Raw genomic sequence first — 20957 nt, forward strand, 5'->3', positions numbered from 1 at the left:
ACGTCTGTTGGTCTTCTTTCTCTCCATCACTACAACTACTGTTAGCGTTGCAATTTAAAACGCTGAACCAATGACTGCAACTCTTCCGCAATGTTAGCAAGGTGCGCTGCCGAAGCCGCCACTTCCTCCATTGAAGCATTCTGTTCTTCACTGGCTGCGGCGACTTGGTCGACCTCTTGTGCAGTGGCTTGGCTCATGGCACTCGATTCACCAAAGGCCACAAGCATCAATGTATTTGATTGCATCAACCCTTCGCTGACGCGAGCTACTTGCGCGAGGTGCGCATCAATGCGGTTAATGGCCTCATACATTTCCGTAAAGCGCTGCTCAACCGATTGTGTCAAATCACTTCCCGCTGTAGCAGAATCCACGCCCTCCTCCGTACGTCTAACCATGTGCAGGACGCGATTCTGAACCTCGCCGATCAGACTGTCGATCTTTTCAGCAGCAGAACCTGTCTGATCAGCCAGCTTGCGTACCTCATCAGCAACGACAGCGAACCCGCGGCCTTCTTGCCCGGCACGTGCCGCTTCAATAGCTGCATTCAACGCAAGTAAATTTGTCTGAGAGGCGATTTCCTGGATAAAATTCGTCACCCCGCTAATTTCTCCAGCAACCCCTTTTAACTCCTCCATCTCATCTTTTGAACGAGTGGAATGCTCCACGATCATATTCACCTGTTGTCTCGCCGCTCCGAGGGACTCCTCTCCGGTATTGGCCAAACCTGTGATGAGCTGCGACATTTCCGTGCTCTCACGCAGAATGCGGATGGCATCATCCAGCTCCTGTTGCGCTTGCGTCGCCGATTGCTTCACGGTATCTATACTCCGATTCATATCGGAAGACATGGACGCTATTTCTTGCATGGAGGCTGCCACTTGTTCAATCGTTTGCACGTTCTCCTCCGAATTGGCAGACAAATGCTGGGAGGAAGCAGAGATTTGCTCGGAATGATCGGTAATTTGACGCAGAACATCGGACAACGATTGCGACATCGTATTGAAGTTGGATTGTAGCTGTCCAATCTCATCTATTCTTCCGCTCTCGATGGACCTGACTGTCAAATCCCCCTGCGCGATCGAATCGGTCAGTTGCTTCAATTGTAGGATAGGTCGCACAGTCCGTTTCATGAAGATCCAGACAAACAAGGCAATAAGGGCAAGCAAAAGCACGATAAACATGAACGACATCCGTAACAGTGGCCCTGTTTTTTGCTTGATTTCACTCCAATCAATCACGGAAACGACGTTCAATCCGAGCGAATTTTGCTTGTTGAAATGGTAATATTCACGAAGCTCGTCAACGTCCATTTCAAAAGAACCCTGCTCTTGATCACGCATCACTTGGAAGCGCTCGTCTTCAAGTGGCTTGCCTTGTGGGAATCGCGGATGCGACATCGTCACGTTGTTCTGATCGAACAGGCTGACATATCCCTTTTCACCGATCTTGTACGTCTTTACCAGCTTGTTTAAGTGATCGATAGAAACGTCGATACCCGCTACTCCTGTACCGCCCGAGAGCGTCTTGGCAAACGTAATCACGTAGCTCCCACTGACCGCGTCGATGTAAGGGGGCGTCACAATGATCTGCCCTTTATGCTGAATCGCTTGCTTGTACCAATCTCGCGTAGTCGGATCAATTTCCTTTTTCGCAGAGTTGTAGTATCGATTGTCATAGTACATGAACGCAGCCAAAACATTGTCGATGTCTTTCTCTATGTTGTGGATACGATCGTAGATATACGTATCCGCATTTTGCCCAGGAGGAACTTGAACATCCGCAAAGCTATCGATCGTAACAGAATAATCCCGGTACGAATTATTGAGTACTTGTGTAATCATTGTGGTAACCGATTCAACTTGGGACAACAATTCGCGCTCTAACTGGTTGCGTGCCAGTTGTGTCAAGGAAAGGCTGAGAACGACAGAAGGAACAACGATAAGCAAGACGAGAAAAAACAGCATCTGCTTGGATAGCGATGCTTTATAGCCAGTAAACATCTTTTTGATCATCTATGATGACTCCTCTCTTATGGAAATAAGATAACTAGCTGCTGTGAGAGCAGCCGAACAAACCGTTTTTTGCAGCCCAAACACCGCCTCACAGGTCGACTAAAGGCGTACGGATAGACGGCCAAGCCCCATAGCTGTGCTGGCCTTGTCCAAGTTCATGTAAAGTATATTTCCCCTATTACTACCACTCTGAAACTTCACTGCATCCAAACACGACAGTTTGCCAATCGTCGTAAAATTCAGATATACAAACAATAGCAGCTCTGGAGGTTTTTTCAGTGTATTTTCACGATACCGTTTCATCCGCACTCGTCAAAGCTGCATTTTTCATCATATAATGAATTATTGATATTTCAGCAACTCCCTACCTAACAAACATACGGAGCTGGTTAACCATATGAATATCCTTGTAACCGGAGCAACAGGTTTTCTCGGAAAAAAACTCTCTCAAGATCTATTAAACGAAGGCCATACCCTTTACTTACTCGCTCGAAATGAAAAGAAGGCAAGCGATTTGTTGCATAGCTTTGCCGAAAAACACCGGACACGGGTACATATTTTACTAGGTGATGTTTCGAAAAAAGACTTGGGCGTCTCTGAAAATGATCTGGGACAGCTCAACAAAAAAATAGATGCGATGTACCATATTGCCGCATACCTGTCCTTCGATCCCGCTCAGAAACCGCAGACGTACGAGGTAAATGTAGAGGGAACAAAAAATACATTACAATTCGCAGAAGCCATTCGCTCCCCCCGCTTTATCTATGTGAGTACGGCTTACACCATCGGCACCGAAACAGAAGGAAAAGAAGCGCTATACAGCCCGGAACGCTCCTTCGTAAACAACTACGAAGAGACAAAATGCTTGGCGGAACATCTCGTCTTCTCCTACAGCGACAAAATGGAGACCATCATTGTCAGACCGTCGATCATTATCGGCGATTCCAAAACGGGCGAAGCCGATACCACTTTTGGCTTGTATGGATTATTAAAAGGTCTTCGCGTACTGAAAAGAAGAGCATCGCGAACAGAAGGCTGGGACAAGCAAAAGTACCGGATCTTGGTGGATGTCGACGTGAACTCGAACCTCGTTCCGGTTGACTATGTCTCTTCTGTCTTGCTCGCAGCACTTACTCATGGGGAACATAAGGAAATCTATCATGCTACCAACCCTGTTCCACCTACCCAACAATTGGTAGTAGATTGCATCAAAGAAGTCTTGGATTTTCCGAATCTAGTTCCTGTTCCATTTGAAACAGACGAGCTGCTAACCGAAGAAGAGAAAGCCTTCAATGCATCCATGAGCTTGTTCCATTCGTATTGGAAGCGGAGTATCTCTTTCCCGAATGACAACACCAGGAAGCTGCTGCAAAAAGTGGGGCAAAGTGAATTGCAGATGGATAAAGAGATGCTTGTGGGGATTATGAGAGGATTTCAAAAGCAGGCTGTTCTTTCTTAGTTCTATAATTTTATACGTGGAGAAACGCGGTAACAGCGTTTCTGTGAGGTTCTCGATCTACCAAAATAAAACAGCACCCCAATGGTTAATGAAGTCTCAAAATTGGGGTGCTGTTCATTCACCTATGCTGCTTTGGAGATACTTATTTTCTTTCCTTCTTTTCGCCACTCTTTAAACTCAGCTGCTGCTGTAAAAAGAACGTCTGAAGAGGAGTTAAGTGACGTTTCAAAAGAGTCTTGTAACACTCCAATAATAAAGCCGACTCCGACTACCTGCATCGCAACTTCATTTGAAATACCGAAGAGGCTACATGCTAGAGGAATTAGTAATAAAGATCCGCCAGCCACCCCTGATGCACCGCAAGCACATATAGCCGATACTATACTAAGGATGATAGCGGTAGGGACATCCACTTGAATACTAAGTGTATGAACCGCTGCAAGGGTCAAAACAGAAATCGTAACAGCTGCACCAGCCATATTAATAGTAGCCCCTAATGGTATCGAGACTGAATAACTATCTTTATTCAAACCTAGATTTTCACATAATTTCATATTTACAGGAATATTTGAAGCTGAGCTTCGTGTAAAGAATGCTGTAATGCCGCTTTCCTTTATACACTTGAAAACAAGCGGGTAAGGGTTTTGTCTTATAGCTGAATAGACAAGGATTGGATTGACAACCAGTGCCACAAAGAGCATGCAACCAATCAGAACAGCGAGTAACTTCGCATAGCTTAGTAACGCAGCAAGTCCATTTGTAGTAATTGACTCAAATACTAGTCCCATGATTCCTAATGGTGCAAACTTAATTACCCAACCAACCATTTTCGAAACGGCATCCGAAAAATTAGAAATCATCGTTTTTGTCGTATCAACGGCATTTCGTAAAGCTAAACCAATAAGTACCGCCCAAGCTAAAATACCGATATAGTTCGCTTTAACAATTGCATTAACTGGGTTATCAACCACATTTAGCAGTAATGTCTTGAGAACCTCAACAACACCGCCAGGAGGCGTCACATCCTTAGCTCCCTCTACAAGTGTTAAGCTTACAGGGAATAGAAAGCTTGCAATAACGGCGACTGATCCAGCTAAAAAGGTTCCTAAAAGGTATAAGACAATTATGAATTTCATATTCGTTTGGTGCCCACTTTTATGTTGAGCAATAGCTGACATAACCAAAAAGAGTACCAACACAGGTGCAATCGCTTTCAAAGCGCTTACAAATAAAGAACCTAAAACTACTACGGGTTTTGCTACTTCGGGAATCGTTATAGCCAGGATAATACCAATAATCAAACCTACAATTATTTGTTTTACCAGACTTACTTGACTTACCTTCGTCAGCATACTTTTCATAGATGTCCCCCCACTAAGATAAACTTCTCCCGACCCTGCAATAGACTCTCACTTTCTGTATGATTTATTTCTTCGATGGGTGGCTATTCTAATCAAAGTCCACTCCATAGAGACAAATAAGTATCATTATACTGATTTTTTGATATATTACAAATGTACAAATTTTGCTAAACGGAACAACTACCTTTTTACATGAATTTATGGCTTCACCTACACAACCAAGAATCATGCTTCCATAACGAAAAAAGCAGCGTGGATTAACTTCAAAGAAGCAACCATATCAAATTGCTTCGCATAGAGCTGGGCGTACGCTACATCAGACTTATTTATCCTTACTTATAGAGGATGGTCGTACTCAGATCAAATTTGCATAGTGACAATGACACCCACCCGTGAGAGTGGGTGTTTTTTCTTAATTGGCACGTTATTACTGGCTCAGTGAATCAAGCGAAGTGCGAACATGATTGGCAAACGAATAGTTATTTTTTGCATCCCAGTTGATAGACCAGGTCATAACTCCTTGGAACTGCGGATATCCAGCTGGATTTTGGAGTTTGTAAGTTCCTCCAAAAGACGTGCCTTTTACCAAGTATTGAAGTGCTTTCTGGATATCGGCAGGAGACGTATAGCCTCCCCCGGCAGCACTTGGAGCAGAAGGTAGCCCGATTGCGACTTGGTTTTCCCTCAAGGCCGGAAACATGTTATTAGGATTACGACCGATAGGGAATCCCTTCAATAACATTTCTGCCATCGCTACTTGGAAATCAGCCGTTCCTTGTTGATACGTACGACCATCTAATGCTTCTAACGCTCCGGAATTATAGTGTTGGACGTGGATATAATTCATTCGATCGCGAAGGGCATGAATCACAGGAAGATAAGCGCCCCACGGCCCACCATAGGAAGCGTAGCCTCCTTGGACATAAGCCGTCTCTGGCGCCATCGTCAAAATGAAGGATGGGCCAAATGTATTCGTGATCGTCTGAGTCGCTGAAATTAAGTTTATAATTTTCGGCGTTGTCGGATTTCTAAAATCAGTGTCCCCCGCATTTAGCGACAGGGAGCTTCCTTCCAGATCAATATCCATACCATCAAAACCATACGTTTGAATGATCGAGGTCATCGAGGTTATAAAATTTTGTTTGGCAGCTTCCGTCGTCAGCTCTACTGTACCATTCGCTCCGCCAATCGAGATGAGGACCTTCTTCCCCTTTGATTTCAAGAAGGCGATATCCGACTTAAATTCCTCAATCGATGCATTGAACGGCACGAATCCCATTGTCGCATGATCGCCACCGACTGGTTCTGCGAACGCAACATTGATTACATCGTATTTATCTGAGACATCTCTTAGCTTGAGTACCGTAGAACCATTGTCAAAATTATGCCAGTAGCCGATCAAAACTCGTTTGGATACCGGTTCATTTGGGGATTTAGATAAAGTTGTTACGGTTATCGAGGCGCTGGGTGGGGATACATTGCCTGCGGCATCTTTTGCCTGTATCGTGAATGAATATGTCGTATTTGCTAGAAGCCCAGTCACGGTATAGGATGTTGTACTCGATGTACCAGCGAGTGTATCTCCGTTGTAGACGAGATACTCCTGAACAGCTATGTTATCCGTAGAAGCTGACCAAGATAAGCTGACCGAACTACTTGATATCCCTACTTCACTAAGATTTGTGGGGGACGTAGGTGGGATGGTATCGGGAGCAGAGGGACCTTGCAGTTGCCACAGTGTCGGTACGTTGGGTGGTTCCCATCCGACAAGTGATGTATGAGCAAATGTACATTTGTAATCTTGCCCTTGGTATGTAACCATGTCTCCTAACTTGTATACGGTGTTGGGAGTCCACGGTGTCATGGCGTGTGAAGACTGCGGAAATATAGAAAAAATTAAGATAAGCGACAGCACTACCAAAACTCCTGCTTTTCTCATCAAATGCATCAAACAAAGCCTCCTTCATTTTTACTTGTGCAAAAAAGAGTGTCATTTACATCTTTGCTTAACCCCCCTCATACAGATGAGCTAATATAAAGATATCCTTATATTTGGAAATAATGTATTTTTATGAATAAAGTATACGTAAGAAAACCTCTATCGAGGCTTTTTCGAAGAGGTGCGACCGCGTTTTTGCGGAAAATTTTCTTAGCCTGCCTCCCACAGAGACAGACATATCATACTTCCAGCTATACGATTACATGACCGTTCGCTATAGATCGCATCTTCGTATGGAAAAATAACCCAGAATAACTTCGTTGACAACGTTTTCACAGAATAATAGAATACACTTAACAAGTTAACTATGATGGAGATTCGGAGACTCATACTTTTTGGCACTTTCATTTTTGAAAGCGCCATTAAGGTATGGGTTTTTTTACGTGTATCGTCATCATTGTTAGAAATTACGTAGGGGGAGGAATAAGATGCTCAAGCTGTTTAAGCCTGCACCGCCGATTGACAGATTGCCTGACGAACAAATTGATTCTGAGTATAAAAAGCTCAGGCTTCAGGTGTTTCTCGGAATCTTCATCGGTTATGCGGCGTACTATCTCATCCGCAAAAACTTTTCACTCGCCATGCCTTATTTGATTAAAGAAGGATTTACAAGATCAGAGCTCGGTTTTGCGTTATCCGCCATTTCGATATCCTACGGGATCAGCAAGTTTGTAATGGCCATTTTTTCAGACCGAAGCAACCCGCGAATGTTCTTGCCTGCCGGTTTAATTCTTTCTGCACTTATTAGTTTGCTGATGGGCGTTGTTCCTTACTTCACTTCATCCGTCTCGATCATGTTTGTGATGCTGTTCCTGAACGGTTGGTTCCAGGGAATGGGCTGGCCTCCATCCGGGCGTGTTCTCGTACACTGGTTTAGTGTAAGTGAAAGAGGAAATAAAACAGCCATTTGGAATGTAGCCCATAACGTTGGTGGTGGCTTGATGGCCCCCCTCGCTGTTGCAGGTGTAGCAATGTTCACCGGGCTTTCGGGTAATACCTCTTCCGGGTATGAAGGCGTGTTTGTCCTGCCTGCTCTGGTTGCCATTGTCTTTGGATTCATTACGTATTTCTTAATTCGCGATACGCCGCAGTCAGTCGGCCTGCCGCCTATTGAAGAATATCGCAATGACTATCCAAACAAGGAGAAGAAAACGTTTGAAACAGAATTCTCCACAAAAGAAATCCTTTTCAAATATGTGTTGAACAACAAATGGGTTTGGGCAATCGCGATTGCCAACATCTTCGTCTACTTCGTCCGTTACGGTGTTCTGGACTGGGCGCCGACCTATTTGAGTGAAGAAAAAGGCTTTGATATGAGCAAGTCGAGCGTTGCCTACTTCCTGTACGAATGGGCAGGTATCCCGGGAACGCTCCTGTGCGGCTGGCTGTCCGATAAATTGTTCAAGGGCCGCCGTGGACCCGCAGGGTTTGTCTTTATGCTCGGCGTATTGATCGCTGTTCTGGTCTACTGGTTCAACCCACCTGGAAATTCCGTGGTCGATATGATTTGCCTGATCGCTATCGGTTTCCTGATTTACGGTCCAGTCATGCTGATTGGTTTGCAAGCCCTTGATTTTGTTCCGAAAAAAGCTGCCGGAACCGCTGCAGGGCTGACGGGTCTGTTTGGCTACCTGGGCGGTACAGTTACAGCGAATGCATTGATGGGGGTTATCGTTGATGCCTCCGGCTGGGATGCAGGATTTATGTTGCTGACGGCTTCGTGCGCATTGGCTGCTCTTGTTTTTGCCCTTACGTGGAATGTGCGGGGACAAGAAGTAGTTAAAAATCATTAAAATAGCAAAAAGAAGGATGAAAATCGTTGTGATTTTTATCCTTCTTTTTTATGGATTGAATAACCATTCTTCGCTAGTCCCAAAATTACCCTCTACATTAGATATTTTCGTTCTTCAGCGATTCCACGATACTCTGTTCTTTATATTTTCTAGTCGCATAGAGGATGGATGTACCCACAATGACAAACACACCTATCCCTGCAATGATGAGATTCGCCCAAGGCAACGTAAAAGCAAATTCAAAATTACGGCTAAGGCTCATGTAGATGAAAAACATCACGCATAAACTAATCGGTAAACCGTAAATAAGCGACTTCATTCCATAAAAGAATCCTTCGAAGCGTAGCATTTTCTTCATGCCCTCTGGTGTCATGCCTATGGAAGCCAACATCGCAAACTCACGTTTTCTCAAGGCCATCCCAGTCGAAATCGTGTTGATAATATTTGCCATGCAAATGAGTCCGATGAGAACCACAAACCCATAAAGGAATACGGATGTGACTGTGGCGCGATTCAGTGCATCCTGACGCTCCGCAATCAGATTGGTCGTATAGACATGGATATCTGGATATCTGTTAATAATCGGGTTTATTTCATTTTCCAATACCGCAGACTGCTCTGTTGTAAATTCAACCTCGCTGAAAATTTGCTCAGTCAGCATATCGTTACCTAGTTTTCGTAGCTTGTCAAAGTCTCGTTCAGAAACGACAAATGTCACGCTAGAAACATCTTCCTCGTATCGTAGCATAAAAGGTGGACGTTTATCCGTGATAGAAGCAATTCGGACTTTAGCTCCTTCAATCATAGTGAGAGGTATTTCTGATCCCTCTTGTACGGTTAGTTGAGTGATATCTGTAAAATTATGTTTTTCCTTCAAGGTGATCTGATTGACAAGTATGGCGGAAATCTCGTCACCTTCCAATTTCTTTGCATCAATCCCCGCGGATTGCAGGTACGCTGCAAAAGAAGCCTCATCAAGAGAAACAATCTTTGCAGACATGTTGTATTTCCCATCTGGATTAAGAGTATGGCGACTGGAGATGTCTGTGGTAACCTCGTTTTCGTTTAGGTATAGATCATTATAAAGAAGTTGAGTCTTCACTTTTGTTGTTGCGTTTTGGACAGACATCAAATCATTTGTTAATGAACGTACCCTTTCCCAATCGGCTCCCCTTGCGTATACGGACAGATCATATGGTAGCGGTGCTTGTGCCATATTATAGGACTTATCCATATACAACGAAAAGGAAGAAGCTGCAAGGTACAAGATTACACTGATCGCAAGAGAAAAGACAGTTGAGCGATAGTGGTGTTTATTCCTTTTCAGATTTTTTAATCCTAGTTCCGCTTCATATCCAAACAACTTACGGGTCATTTTGGATGTACGTACATCTTTTCCTTTTATTTCGATATCCTTTGTCTGGCGGATCGCAGTTATCGGTGTAATTCTCGATGCCCTCACTGCTGGAAACCATGCAGAAATGAGCAGCGTCAAAATGGAAAACAAAATGACAGCAATCATACTGTACGGCTCTATCACCAATCGCATCGGTTCACTAACGACAAACATTTTTTGAATGAATGGACTAAGCAAATGGAGAGTAACCCCAATACCAATGGACCCGAAAAACAACCCAGCTGGAATCGCTATGACCCCGATCACAGCAGCTTCAAAAAATACAGAAGCCCTTTTTTGCTGTTTGGTTGCCCCTACGCTAGATAACATCCCTAAAGTGCGACTACGCTCTGAAAGCGAGATCGAAAACGCGTTATAGATGAGTGAGAAAGATCCAATCAGAATGATACTTCCAACGGTAAGGACTGCCAGATACATGGTGTTAAGAAAGCGGGAATCACTCGAAATCCCTGAATAAAGCAAAAGATCCCGGTTGTACTTGATTTTTACTCCTTTAGATTTAACTTGATTCTTTACTCCGCTCACCTTACTAGCGATCGTGTCACTCGTTTCATAAATGTCATTCCCTAAACCTTTAAAATCCTTATATTCAACTCTTACCGTGTAGGGAAAACCCTCCTCCAAAGCACCCTCTGAAAGACCACTAAATGCACGGTATGCAGCCATTGCATCCTGCTCTCTAGCTGGTGCTTGAACAATCCCGGTAATGGTGTATGTTTTCGTCTTTGTAGGCGTAAAGACTTCCTTTGATTGGTAGGCATCATTGTTGCCCAACATCTCGCTCGTACCATCTTTATTCAAGCTACGTTTACCAAAATCTAATGTGACTACATCTCCAACCTTCCAGCTAACACCGGCGGTTTGAAGAAACTGTGATGAAAGTGCCAGTTCATTTTCATTCTGAGGCAAACGCCCATCAATTGGGCTGACCCCTATTACATCATGATTACTGTGTCCAGTAATATACAAATATGGCTTAGCCCTGTTTGCAGAGTTAGAAAGTCGTGCAAATCCGAGTTCCTGGTCAATGTCGTATCTTTCAATTGCTTCTGTATTTGTAATAACCGCAACATCTTCTCCTGCAACATCGAGAAAAGCTGTTTGCCATTTACCAGTGTAGGCAATCGTGTTTCTCTGCATCATATCCATGAAAGAACTACTAATCGAAAATACTGCTGTAAGCATTGCGACAGAAATGATAACCCCAATGATGGTAACAAGAGTACGGCTCTTATTCTGCTTCATATAGCGTAAAGTGAGCTGATTTACGATATTCATCGCCTGATCACCTCATCTCTAGAAATCCTGCCATCCTGAATGCCGATAATACGGTCCGCTTGTAAGGCAATGTTTTCGTCATGTGTAATAACAATCAGGGTTTGATGCCGCTCTTTGTGTAGTTTTTTCAAGAGCTTCACAATCTCAGCACTGTTTTTGCTGTCTAGATTTCCCGTAGGTTCGTCAGCCAATACAATGGCGGGACTGCTAATCAAGGCACGGCCAATGGACGCACGCTGCTGCTGTCCTCCAGAAAGCTGGTTTGGCAGATGCTTTAATCGCTGTTGAAGACCTAGAGTCTCTACGATATCGGAAAAGATATCTTGATTTACTTCTCTACCGTCCAATAGCAATGGTAGAGTAATATTTTCCTCTACAGTAAGGACAGGGATCAGATTGTAAAATTGATAGATAAGCCCAATCTGTCTGCGTCTGAAGATGGCCAGTGCCGTTTCATCCATCGCGTACATATCAGTCTGGTCAACAATCACCTTACCGGATGTGGGCGTATCAACGCCCCCCAGAATATGCAGAAGGGTAGACTTACCTGAACCAGATGGTCCAATGATCGCCACAAACTCCCCTTTTTGTACGGAAAATGAGATATCGTTCAGTGCAGTAACAGCTGTTTCACCATCACCGTACGTCTTTGACAGGTTCTCTACTCGCAAAATCTCCATCATGAACCTCCTAGATTCGTTATTACGTATAGAATAGCTGCCAAAGATGTCTCGTCGGTGACATTCAATCTTACAATTTTGTCATCTAAATCATTTGCTTGTAGAATTTGATTTTGAATGCTGTGCCTACACCAATCTGGCTTTCCATAAACACATCGGCGTTTTGACTTTGCAAGATTGTTTTTGACATAGCTAGCCCTATTCCAATACTATCCGCTCCAGCATTCTTCCCTTTATAAAATCGTTCAAAAATGTGTGGAGCATCTTTCGGGCTAATCCCCTCGCCACTGTCGGCAATGACAATTTGTGTATACAATGGTGTTTCCTCACACGAAATAGCAAGACGTCCCCCAACCGGCGTATGCTCAATTCCGTTTTTAATTACGTTCAAAATGGCTTCTACCGTCCAGTTTTCATCTCCATACACGAAAAGGTCTTCTTTACAGGAAAAAGAAAGCTCCTGATTTTTTAATTCCATGGGGACAAGGAGTGGTTCTAATGCCTTGTTTATCATTTTTTTGACAGATACGGATTCCTTCTTGAAAATAACGCTCTGCACATCGATTTTGGACAGCTTGAGCAATGAAGTCACGAGCCATTCAATACGTTTCAGCTGATTGATAATCTTGCCTAAGAACTCCTCCCTCTTGTCTTTTGGCAGACTCGGGTTGTTTAACAAATCAGCCATGACAAACATGGAGGCAAGTGGCGTTTTTAGTTGATGGGAGATGTTCGAAAGAGTATCTGCCAAGTATTGTTTGTCCTTTTTCAGAAGAGTAGACTGCTCAGACAACGTTAATGTGACTTTATAAATATCATTTTTCAGAATGCTCAATTCACCCTCAACGTTATCCCTAATATCCATCGTGGGTTGGCCTGAATAGACAGAAGCCAAATAATAAGCGAGCTTACTGATGTCCTGATAGCGTTTGCGGGTAAACAGAAAAAAATAGGAAAGGAGCAGAAATACCATAGCAATCGCCACAATCCCCGCTTTCCAATCGATTATCCAAAGAATCGTGATCCCCATGATGGAAATAAGCACGCTATATATACATAACTTCCGTATTTCTTTGTTTTTAAGCATGACTTCCACTCATTCGATAGCCAAGTCCGCGTACGGTTTCTATCACTTTGGGATTCTGGCTATCATCCTCCAACTTTTCTCGAAGCCGCTTAATGTAGACAGAAAGGGTATTGTCATTGATAAAGTTACCATCTAGATCCCAAATGCCCTCTAACAACTGATTTCTGGACAGAACTTGCCCTCTATTATTTATGAATGCCAACAGTAAACGGTATTCTAAAGCAGTCAGCATCACTTCCTCGGTTCCTTTGTACACTTTAGCCAGTTTCGTATTTACGACAACATTTCCAATCTTCACTTTGTCAGTCGGGGTATGGTCTTTTTGGTAGTGCCTAAGGGATGACTTCATTCGGCTAATCAGCTCCCGAATACGAAACGGCTTTGTGATATAGTCGTCTGCTCCCATATCTAACCCCCGAACCACATTGATTTCATCATCACACGCCGTCAAGAAGATGACAGGTGCCGCCTGATTTTCTTTTACATATTCGCAAATCTCATAGCCATTACCATCTGGCAAAGTTAGATCCAGTAAATAAATATCAAAACGTTGTTGCTTGATTGTTTCAATTGCAGTTTGTTTCCCTTCACAAAGAACGACTTCATAACCCTCACTGGAAAGCGAATAGTGCAAACCATCTGCAATGGTCTTGTCATCTTCTACTACTAAAACCTTCAATGTTAATCCTCCCCTGGTTTCAAAATATCTATATACTGTTGATCTACGAAACACATCGTAACCCAATGTAAAAACAAGAATCGTATGTTACGTTGATTGAGCCATATAGTCATTATTGCCGATGTTATTTGTTATTAGTTCAATTTACTTAATTGGTAAGATACTTTGCAAGTTTGGAATAAGGTCGTACAAAAAAGCGAAATGGATTTAGATGATCTTGAAATACTTCAAAATGAATTAATGAACTGAAAAGACACATTTAGTATTAACAAAAGTCGTGCAGAACGAGTAGTTGATCAAGATGGGTATTCATTTTATGATGAAGGTGCGCATATCAAGCTGGGACAACTTTCCAATCTCCCCCATTACCCTATGACAGAAGAGGGAAATTTAAATAAGGTTGGTGTGACAGTAATGAAGAATGAAAGTCAGCCTTACACTGATTTTAGAGAAATGTACCGCGATATCGATTTCGCAGCAGAAGCTTACTACAACGAGTTTTTCCATACCTACAAGACGGATGGGCGATTCCCCGAAGTATATACGCTCGAGCAAACGAAAAGAGCTTCTAGTGCCATCCAACTTCTTCAACTCTTGGAATGGAAATGGAACCCGGTTCGTTTACTGGCATTACTATCGACAGTAGGTGCTGCCCTAGGAATCGGACGCCCTATACCTGTTTATGATTTTTGTTCAATGATTGAAGGTGCGGCGCTAATAGGTTCTCCATATGTAGACTACTATATTGAAAAGAAAGACATTCTTATCGCTACGTTGGAGATGTTTGCAAATGAGGAACCATAGAAGTTAAAAGTACGTTATACCGTTAAACCCCGCCTCGACTCTGATAGAGCTTGTGGCGGGGTTTGGCAATTGCAGAGTGCCTAATTTGCACTCCGGTAAATTTATGGCTTGAAAATAAAAATAAGCCGAGGAAAAACAGATGTGCATACCTGAATTTCACTCGACTTATTAACATGACTTTAATCGCAAAGAAAAACTTTATACTCTTTACCAAGTCTAATGTAAACTTACTTACTCTAATGTCAACGAACACCGACAAAGTGTTCTATGAAAATAAAGTATTAGACTGGAGTTGTTAATTTGACTGGGTTTTTCAGTTTGAAAATCGTCAGCTTTTGAAAAATAAGTTTTAGACTGACTTTATCTTATGATTAATCGGAAGTGCTCTATCAAGAAAATAAAGTATTAGACTGACTACAGGAACCGCGCATGAATGGAATGGCTTAATTTGGAGATCATAATATAGCTAAGGGGGGATTATTCATGAATATCATCAAAGAAACTGAAATTTTAAATAAATTCAAGTACCTAGATGTCGTCTTCAAACGAGATGCCCTTATGGAGTATCTTGTTGATGTTGAAAATAAAGGAGGAGGGCACATCACAATTACTCAAGTGTTGGACTTCCTCGAACAAAACGGTTACCCCCAAAATAAACGACGAAAACCAATTCAGTTGTAATCTTTGTATAAATTGCGACTGATCTCACCAAAAAGACTGAGATCAGTCGCAATTATTTAGTCGGTTACTCTGGGCTGTTATATCCATTTGGCAATCGATTAATTAAGAGCGTTTTTCTAACATTCTTTATCATTTGTATTGTCTCCATGCTAATGTCAAATTGCTGGTGTAGAATAACCCTATCAGTAAAATCTAAAATGTCCTCAATCGGAACCCCTGAACTAAACCGCTGCTGCAATTGTTCAAATAATATCTCTCCCGCATCATAAAAAGGGAGCCTGAGATTTTGGAATTCTTTTGGAGTAACCTCCAAGACCCCGCCACCATAATTCCTTCCATTTAATTCTGCAAGTAACAACGTAAGAGAATTATAAAAACAAAAAACCAAATTTTTTATGGAAACACTTTCTTTCATTTTTATTCTATATCCTGTATCAGTTATAAAAGCTCCACACTCGTTATACAGTATCTTAGGATATAAATGACTCCTTTTGAAGAATACACCTTCCGAGCTCCAAATCGAGGGAACTTTATACCACTCTGGTCTGATGTTGCATTTATAACCTTTATGTACATCTTCCAATTCGCCCTTCGCTATATATTCTTTAATCCTTTTGGGCATTCTATTGGATTTTATTCTGTTTAAATCAATTAAATAGCAGGGTAGTTCTTTGTCAGATATTTTTCGAAATTCATTTTCACGAATAATTATAGTGTCTTTTATAAAAAAACTTTTCTTTAAGATTGGTTTACAGTATTTCTGTAAGCCATATTTTTTTATAGAGGATTTAGAAACAATAAAATAGTCATTATTACCGGTTACAATACCCGCCCCACTTTCGCACAGGTCATTGATTTTGGTAAATTGGTCCAATATTTTTTTTATAGATGCAACTTCCTCTTGCTTTAAAAGGTACCATAGCCACTTATCCTGAAAGTAGCTCTTTGGACTTATAGTACGATACTCAATTTTGAAGCTATCTCTTTCACGCGTAAGACTACCATGCTTGATTACTTTATTTTCACTCTTACGCTTGCAGATCAATACTATTACATCTTGTTCAATATCAGTAAATATTTTTTCGGAAAAAGTTAGAAAAGTAATTTCATCGAACTCACAAAAAAGTAATCGTCTTATTTCTTTTGCATACTTAACCTGTAGCATTTCCGACGGAAGGATATAGCATAACACACCGTTATCCTTCAGCATATCAATAGCTTTAACAACAAAAGAAATCCATATGTTAGATATACTGGTATTTTTAATTCCTTTAAGTTCTAAAATTTCTTTTGATTGTTCTATTTGTTCACTTGATAAATGTTTTTTATGAATATACGGTGGATTCCCAATTATTAATTCAAATTTAGTTGACCCCTTAGGTTTAAAATTTAAGAAATCAGCAACAAAATAAGAGGGGATAATCCCGTTATCAATTAATTCTTTCCTAGTAGTTTTTGCTTTCTTTAGTTCTTTCATATTCTTTTCAACTGCATAAATGGAATTTACGTTTTTCGCACCTTTTTTATCTTCTAATAGTGCTGCCAAAAAGACACCGTCCCCGCAGCTCGGTTCTAAAATTGAAATGCCCTCTGTATCATGAAAAAAGCTTAATGACTCTGACATTAAGAAATTTGCCAAAACAGTTGGTGTGTAAAAGGAGCCTTCACTCTTGATATTCATTATCTCTGATATCCATTTCGAAATGTTTATTTAGATATATCTGTAGCTGTTCAAATAATTCAACTTTATTAGCCTGAATTCCTTCAGGCGAAAATGCTTTTATTAGATTCATCAACTGTTCGATCTTCCAAACAACACTGTGAGTTTCTAAATATAATTTCAATTCCCTGTACATATAGGAGGCTACAGGAAATTGAGTGTTATTGGGATGAATTTTACCCTCATTATCTCTAAAGAACAAATCCCCATACGCATCTTGACAAGGATCAACGAATCCCTGTTCACCTTTAATAAATTCGTCAGGGTGCTCCGATGGCCACTTACCGCTCTTACTTCCATTACAAGAAGGACATGAATAAATCAAATTGTTATATTCATGAATTAAATGTGCATGACCAGGGAATTTCTTCAGAACTCTCCGCGGTACAAAATGATCTATGTGATAATCCTTCTTTACAATACTAAATAAAGAATCACAGTACCCACATCTGCCTTTAAAATCTTCTTTTAATTCCTTTCTGTACTGCGTATATAAAACATCCGCTTGATACGCAATATTTCTTTTCTGTGGAGTTTGTAAACGAAATTTAAATCTATTTAATACCGGAGTCTGTTCCACCTGTATCACTCTCATTTATAATAGATTCCGCCAATTTAATTAACTTTTGTAAATCCTCGTCTTTGCTTTTTAATGATAAAGGCGTTGCTTTACGACCACAAACACTTTTTTCAAGTAAGTGATCTAGTTCCAACACCTTGTCTTTTTCAAAATCATTCAGATTCTCTTTCTCCTTTAAGACAAGTAACTCTTGTTCCGCAGCATCAATTCTATTTCTGAAATGCAGTATTTGATTAATGATTTTCAGGTTAATGTTATCTACAAACTCGTAAGTCAGGTCTTCTACATACTTATCTTTTGAGTAAATCTTATTCACATCACTAAACTTATTATCCGATTCGGCATTCACTGGATATGAAGTTAGTATGAAAACTGGAAAGAAATATACGATTTTTTCCACGGCAAGGGCAATATCTGTTCCCTCGTATGTAATATGTGAGTTGTTAGCTTTAAGTTTATGATCAATTATTAGAGCATCATATCTTTCACTATAAATAAGATCGATTAACTCTTCTAGATTCCTATCATGAAAATCTATGGCCTCCGAGGTGATAGTATGCTCACCGTTACCCCTGTTAAGCCTTTCTATTATCATTGCTTCCATCATAAGATCATCTTCAATTAATCCGATTCTAAAGTCGCCCATAATCTGATTCTCCTATTCATTTCTTAACGGGAAAGTAAACTTTAACTCAAATCCTTTTTCAGAATCCAGAATTTCCACGGTGCCTTTATACTCCATAACCGTTGTTTTAACTATCCACATTCCCAAACCAGTACCCTCATCAGAACTTGTAGAAAAAAAGGGTTCAAATATTTCGTTTTTATCTTTTATTACCTCAGATAAACCTGGACCAGAATCTTGATAGAGGACTTCAAAGCTCTTGCTATCGGTATCACCTATAATTGTTATGTTAATAGCCCTTTCACCTTGATGTTCCTTACTTTGAAATGCTGTAAATGAATTAATAATTAAATTATTAAAGATACTTTCAATGTCGATAACATACGCTCTCCAGTCAATTGCCAGCCCATTCCTTTGATGAATATTGATATCAATATTTCGTTCATTTAATGCAGGCAACCAAGCCTGAATCGTTCGGTTAATAGTATCGAATGGATTCAACTGTTTTCTTTTTCGTTTATCTTTGGAAACGATATTTAATGAAACATCTAACCAACCCTTAAGAACTTTATCTTTTTCTATCATTAAATCAATAAAAGTATTTATTTTTTCATGTTTTGAGAGATCGATAACTGCATCTTGTATTAAACTTTTTAAATGAACATTTCTTGAAACAAATGGTGCTACCACAGTTTTTATTTCATGCGACAACGAAGTTAAAGCAATTCCCGTACCAGCCAAAGCTCTGATCAACCTTAGTTCAGACTCTTTTTCTTCAACAACCTCTTGAAAAGTTTTTACGGACTGCGCCAATAAAAGATTATCTTTTTTTAGTTGTTCAATCTTTTCTGAACTATCTGGCTCAGTAGTTGTATTCTGCTGACTTTCAGTACCTTTATTTTTTATTGTTTCATCAGCTAGTTTACTTCCTTCGTTTTTTATTCTATCTTTTTCATCTTTCTTATCTCTTAATTGCTTTAAAGCTCTCATAATTTTTTGTCGGTCTTTTTCAAACTCTCTAATGATTGCAATTATCAACTCTTGGAAGATCTCGAAATCCTCTGTTTCTTGTACCCCTTCCCTGCTTGATTTGTCTTCAAACACGTTATGCAATCTTGAAATGAAAATGCTCCCAGACACTTGATTGGCTCGAACATGCCATGCACCTTCTGACTTACCAACACCTGCTGGGCTTCTTTGCACCCTTTCACTCAGTTTTAACCAATCGAAGGACGCAGAATTAGGATCACCATATGGCCGTACTTTGAAGTAATCACGAAATATTTTTATTCCACCATTTCTGTTTAACCACGACCTCCTTTTGTTAGCATCAACATATTTATAAGGATATTTGCCATCATCATCCGAACCATCACGTTTAATAAAATAAAAATGAAAAGAAAAATTCGATAGTGTGCTTAAATCTTTATCCTTATGTCTGGGAAGCAATTCTTTAACATGATATTTAAGTTCAAATTCTTTTCTTTGGAATGTTGCAATATCAACAGGAGGGGCCTTAAAGTCATTCAACTTGAATAAATCATGATCTATTTTGTCTAAATCCAGCTCATCTCTATTAATTACAATTTTAACCAACTGTTGGCCATCCACAGTTGCTTCGAGCTTATAGTCGTAGTCATAACAAGCTGAAGAATATACACCACCATATAGCTTTGAACTATTTAACACAAACATAAATATGTCAAATACTCTTTGTTCCCTTGGTGGAATTAATGAATCCAAACTCGCGAATACTCTATCTGTATATTTATCATTCCATACATCCCTTAATCCAGAAATTTTCAACAAAGTCCCTGTCGTATATTTTTCAGGCATGAAATTTTCAAGTTGATCTTCTTTATATTTCGCCAAATCTATTTTATTCAGAATTAAATTTTGAATTGTGTTTGTAAATTCAATCCGATTAATTTCCCTTACGTTCGCATAAACGTCATCAAGATTTTTTCCCTCTGATTCGAAGTCTTCCCAGTCAACAATCCAGAGCTGCCCAATATCACTATTCTTCTCAATAGTCCACATCTCACATTTACTTCCCAAGCGATCTAAGGCAAATCTTCCTATCCCCTTGGCACCAGTTCTAACTCTCCCTTTTTCACTAATGAAATTTGTGGCTTTGTTGTCTGTGCCAATTGTCATCCATGAGTTCTTAATTACATCTAAACTCATTCCACTCCCATCATCAAAAATATACAAGACGTTAAAACTTAAAAAAAAGGATAGTAACACACCGTCTTCTTTCGCTTCACTTTTTAAGATATATTTACCTTTTTGCAGAGAGTAATAAGGGGACAAATCAAAATCGTAACTAAGCAAACTACTATACTCATCGCTTGTGAGGGCAACTGGAATATCTCTAAAATGGTTTTCAAAAAAAATCAAACTGGAGTTGGCATCCGCATCATAACAATTTTTTACCAGTTCTATTATTGCCCCTTCTGCATTACTTACATTTTCTCGCCCTATTAAGCGCGCGGCTCTAGCTGAAACTTTAAATGGGATCATTGACATTAGAACCAACTCCTTCCTTTCGAGAAAACTAATGGGATAGCCTAAATAATACCACGAATATTACAGTTATACATCTAAATGCCTGAAACTAATACTAAGAGTTATGGCTAAAAAATAACGTCATAAGCCGACGGGAGTGCCTCCGGAACCGCAGCGAAAATAAGTTATTTCGGTTCCGGATGAGCTTGCAAATACTTTTTGCACTGCACGGCTACATTAGCTTCATGAATCACAAATACAAGGTCGGCCTTCA

The 20957-nt window shown here is 40.5% G+C and carries 15 protein-coding genes; 4 read left to right on the forward strand and 11 right to left on the reverse strand.

Annotation, left to right across the window (positions count from 1 at the left end):
- Positions 1-41: 41 nt before the first annotated feature.
- On the reverse strand, positions 42-2012 hold the full coding sequence (locus POF51_RS28845) for a methyl-accepting chemotaxis protein (protein ID WP_271756554.1): 1971 nt from the start codon (positions 2010-2012) through the stop codon (positions 42-44).
- 397 nt (positions 2013-2409) lie between these two features.
- Between POF51_RS28845 and POF51_RS28850 the strand changes: the two genes are divergently transcribed.
- Entirely contained in the window at positions 2410-3471 is a 1062-nt protein-coding gene (locus POF51_RS28850) for an SDR family oxidoreductase (protein WP_271756555.1), read from the forward strand.
- A gap of 122 nt (positions 3472-3593) precedes the next feature.
- Here the strand turns inward: POF51_RS28850 and sstT are convergent, their stop codons facing one another.
- Positions 3594-4832, reverse strand: a complete 1239-nt coding sequence (gene sstT / locus POF51_RS28855; protein WP_069852759.1) for a serine/threonine transporter SstT — start codon at positions 4830-4832, stop codon at positions 3594-3596.
- A 427-nt stretch (positions 4833-5259) separates the two neighbouring features.
- Entirely contained in the window at positions 5260-6780 is a 1521-nt protein-coding gene (locus tag POF51_RS28860; protein WP_069852761.1) for a chitinase, read from the reverse strand.
- Between the two features lie 479 nt (positions 6781-7259).
- On the opposite strand from POF51_RS28860, the gene glpT reads away from it, so the two are divergent.
- A complete protein-coding gene (gene glpT, locus POF51_RS28865) occupies positions 7260-8624 on the forward strand; it encodes a glycerol-3-phosphate transporter (RefSeq protein ID WP_069852764.1) in 1365 nt (454 codons plus the stop codon).
- Between the two features lie 97 nt (positions 8625-8721).
- Here glpT and POF51_RS28870 read toward each other — a convergent pair whose 3' ends face one another.
- The 4 genes from POF51_RS28870 to POF51_RS28885 all read right to left on the reverse strand — a co-directional run bounded on the left by POF51_RS28870 (position 8722) and on the right by POF51_RS28885 (position 13765).
- Entirely contained in the window at positions 8722-11319 is a 2598-nt protein-coding gene (locus tag POF51_RS28870) for an ABC transporter permease (protein ID WP_069852766.1), read from the reverse strand.
- Complete coding sequence (locus POF51_RS28875) at positions 11316-11999, reverse strand: ABC transporter ATP-binding protein (RefSeq protein ID WP_069852769.1); 684 nt, start codon at positions 11997-11999, stop codon at positions 11316-11318. The genes POF51_RS28870 and POF51_RS28875 overlap by 4 nt, the downstream gene beginning before the upstream one ends.
- An 85-nt stretch (positions 12000-12084) precedes the next feature.
- Positions 12085-13086: a sensor histidine kinase gene (locus POF51_RS28880; protein ID WP_069852771.1), complete on the reverse strand. Its 1002-nt coding sequence runs from the start codon at positions 13084-13086 to the stop codon at positions 12085-12087.
- Entirely contained in the window at positions 13079-13765 is a 687-nt protein-coding gene (locus POF51_RS28885; RefSeq protein WP_069852773.1) for a response regulator transcription factor, read from the reverse strand. Before POF51_RS28885 ends, POF51_RS28880 begins: the two co-directional genes overlap by 8 nt.
- Positions 13766-14179: 414 nt before the next feature.
- Here POF51_RS28885 and POF51_RS28890 point away from each other — a divergent pair, with 414 nt between their 5' ends.
- Both POF51_RS28890 and POF51_RS28895 read left to right on the forward strand, forming a co-directional pair.
- A complete protein-coding gene (locus POF51_RS28890; RefSeq protein WP_069852776.1) occupies positions 14180-14569 on the forward strand; it encodes a hypothetical protein in 390 nt (129 codons plus the stop codon).
- A gap of 483 nt (positions 14570-15052) precedes the next feature.
- Positions 15053-15250 (forward strand): hypothetical protein, encoded by a 198-nt coding sequence (locus POF51_RS28895; protein ID WP_271756556.1) that lies wholly within the window; start codon positions 15053-15055, stop codon positions 15248-15250.
- 64 nt (positions 15251-15314) lie between these two features.
- Here POF51_RS28895 and POF51_RS28900 read toward each other — a convergent pair whose 3' ends face one another.
- From POF51_RS28900 to POF51_RS28915, 4 genes are read right to left on the reverse strand one after another with little or no spacing between them, the layout of a single operon-like run.
- Entirely contained in the window at positions 15315-16931 is a 1617-nt protein-coding gene (locus POF51_RS28900) for an Eco57I restriction-modification methylase domain-containing protein (protein WP_271756557.1), read from the reverse strand.
- Positions 16915-17550, reverse strand: coding sequence for an HNH endonuclease (locus tag POF51_RS28905; protein ID WP_271756558.1), 636 nt, complete (start codon positions 17548-17550; stop codon positions 16915-16917). The genes POF51_RS28900 and POF51_RS28905 overlap by 17 nt, the downstream gene beginning before the upstream one ends.
- Complete coding sequence (locus tag POF51_RS28910; RefSeq protein ID WP_271756559.1) at positions 17525-18196, reverse strand: hypothetical protein; 672 nt, start codon at positions 18194-18196, stop codon at positions 17525-17527. Before POF51_RS28910 ends, POF51_RS28905 begins: the two co-directional genes overlap by 26 nt.
- Before the next feature lie 12 nt (positions 18197-18208).
- On the reverse strand, positions 18209-20704 hold the full coding sequence (locus tag POF51_RS28915) for a sensor histidine kinase (RefSeq protein WP_271756560.1): 2496 nt from the start codon (positions 20702-20704) through the stop codon (positions 18209-18211).
- Positions 20705-20957 lie beyond the last annotated feature (253 nt).

Source organism: Brevibacillus sp. AG (genome assembly GCF_028369215.1).
GTDB classification, from domain to species: domain Bacteria; phylum Bacillota; class Bacilli; order Brevibacillales; family Brevibacillaceae; genus Brevibacillus; species Brevibacillus porteri.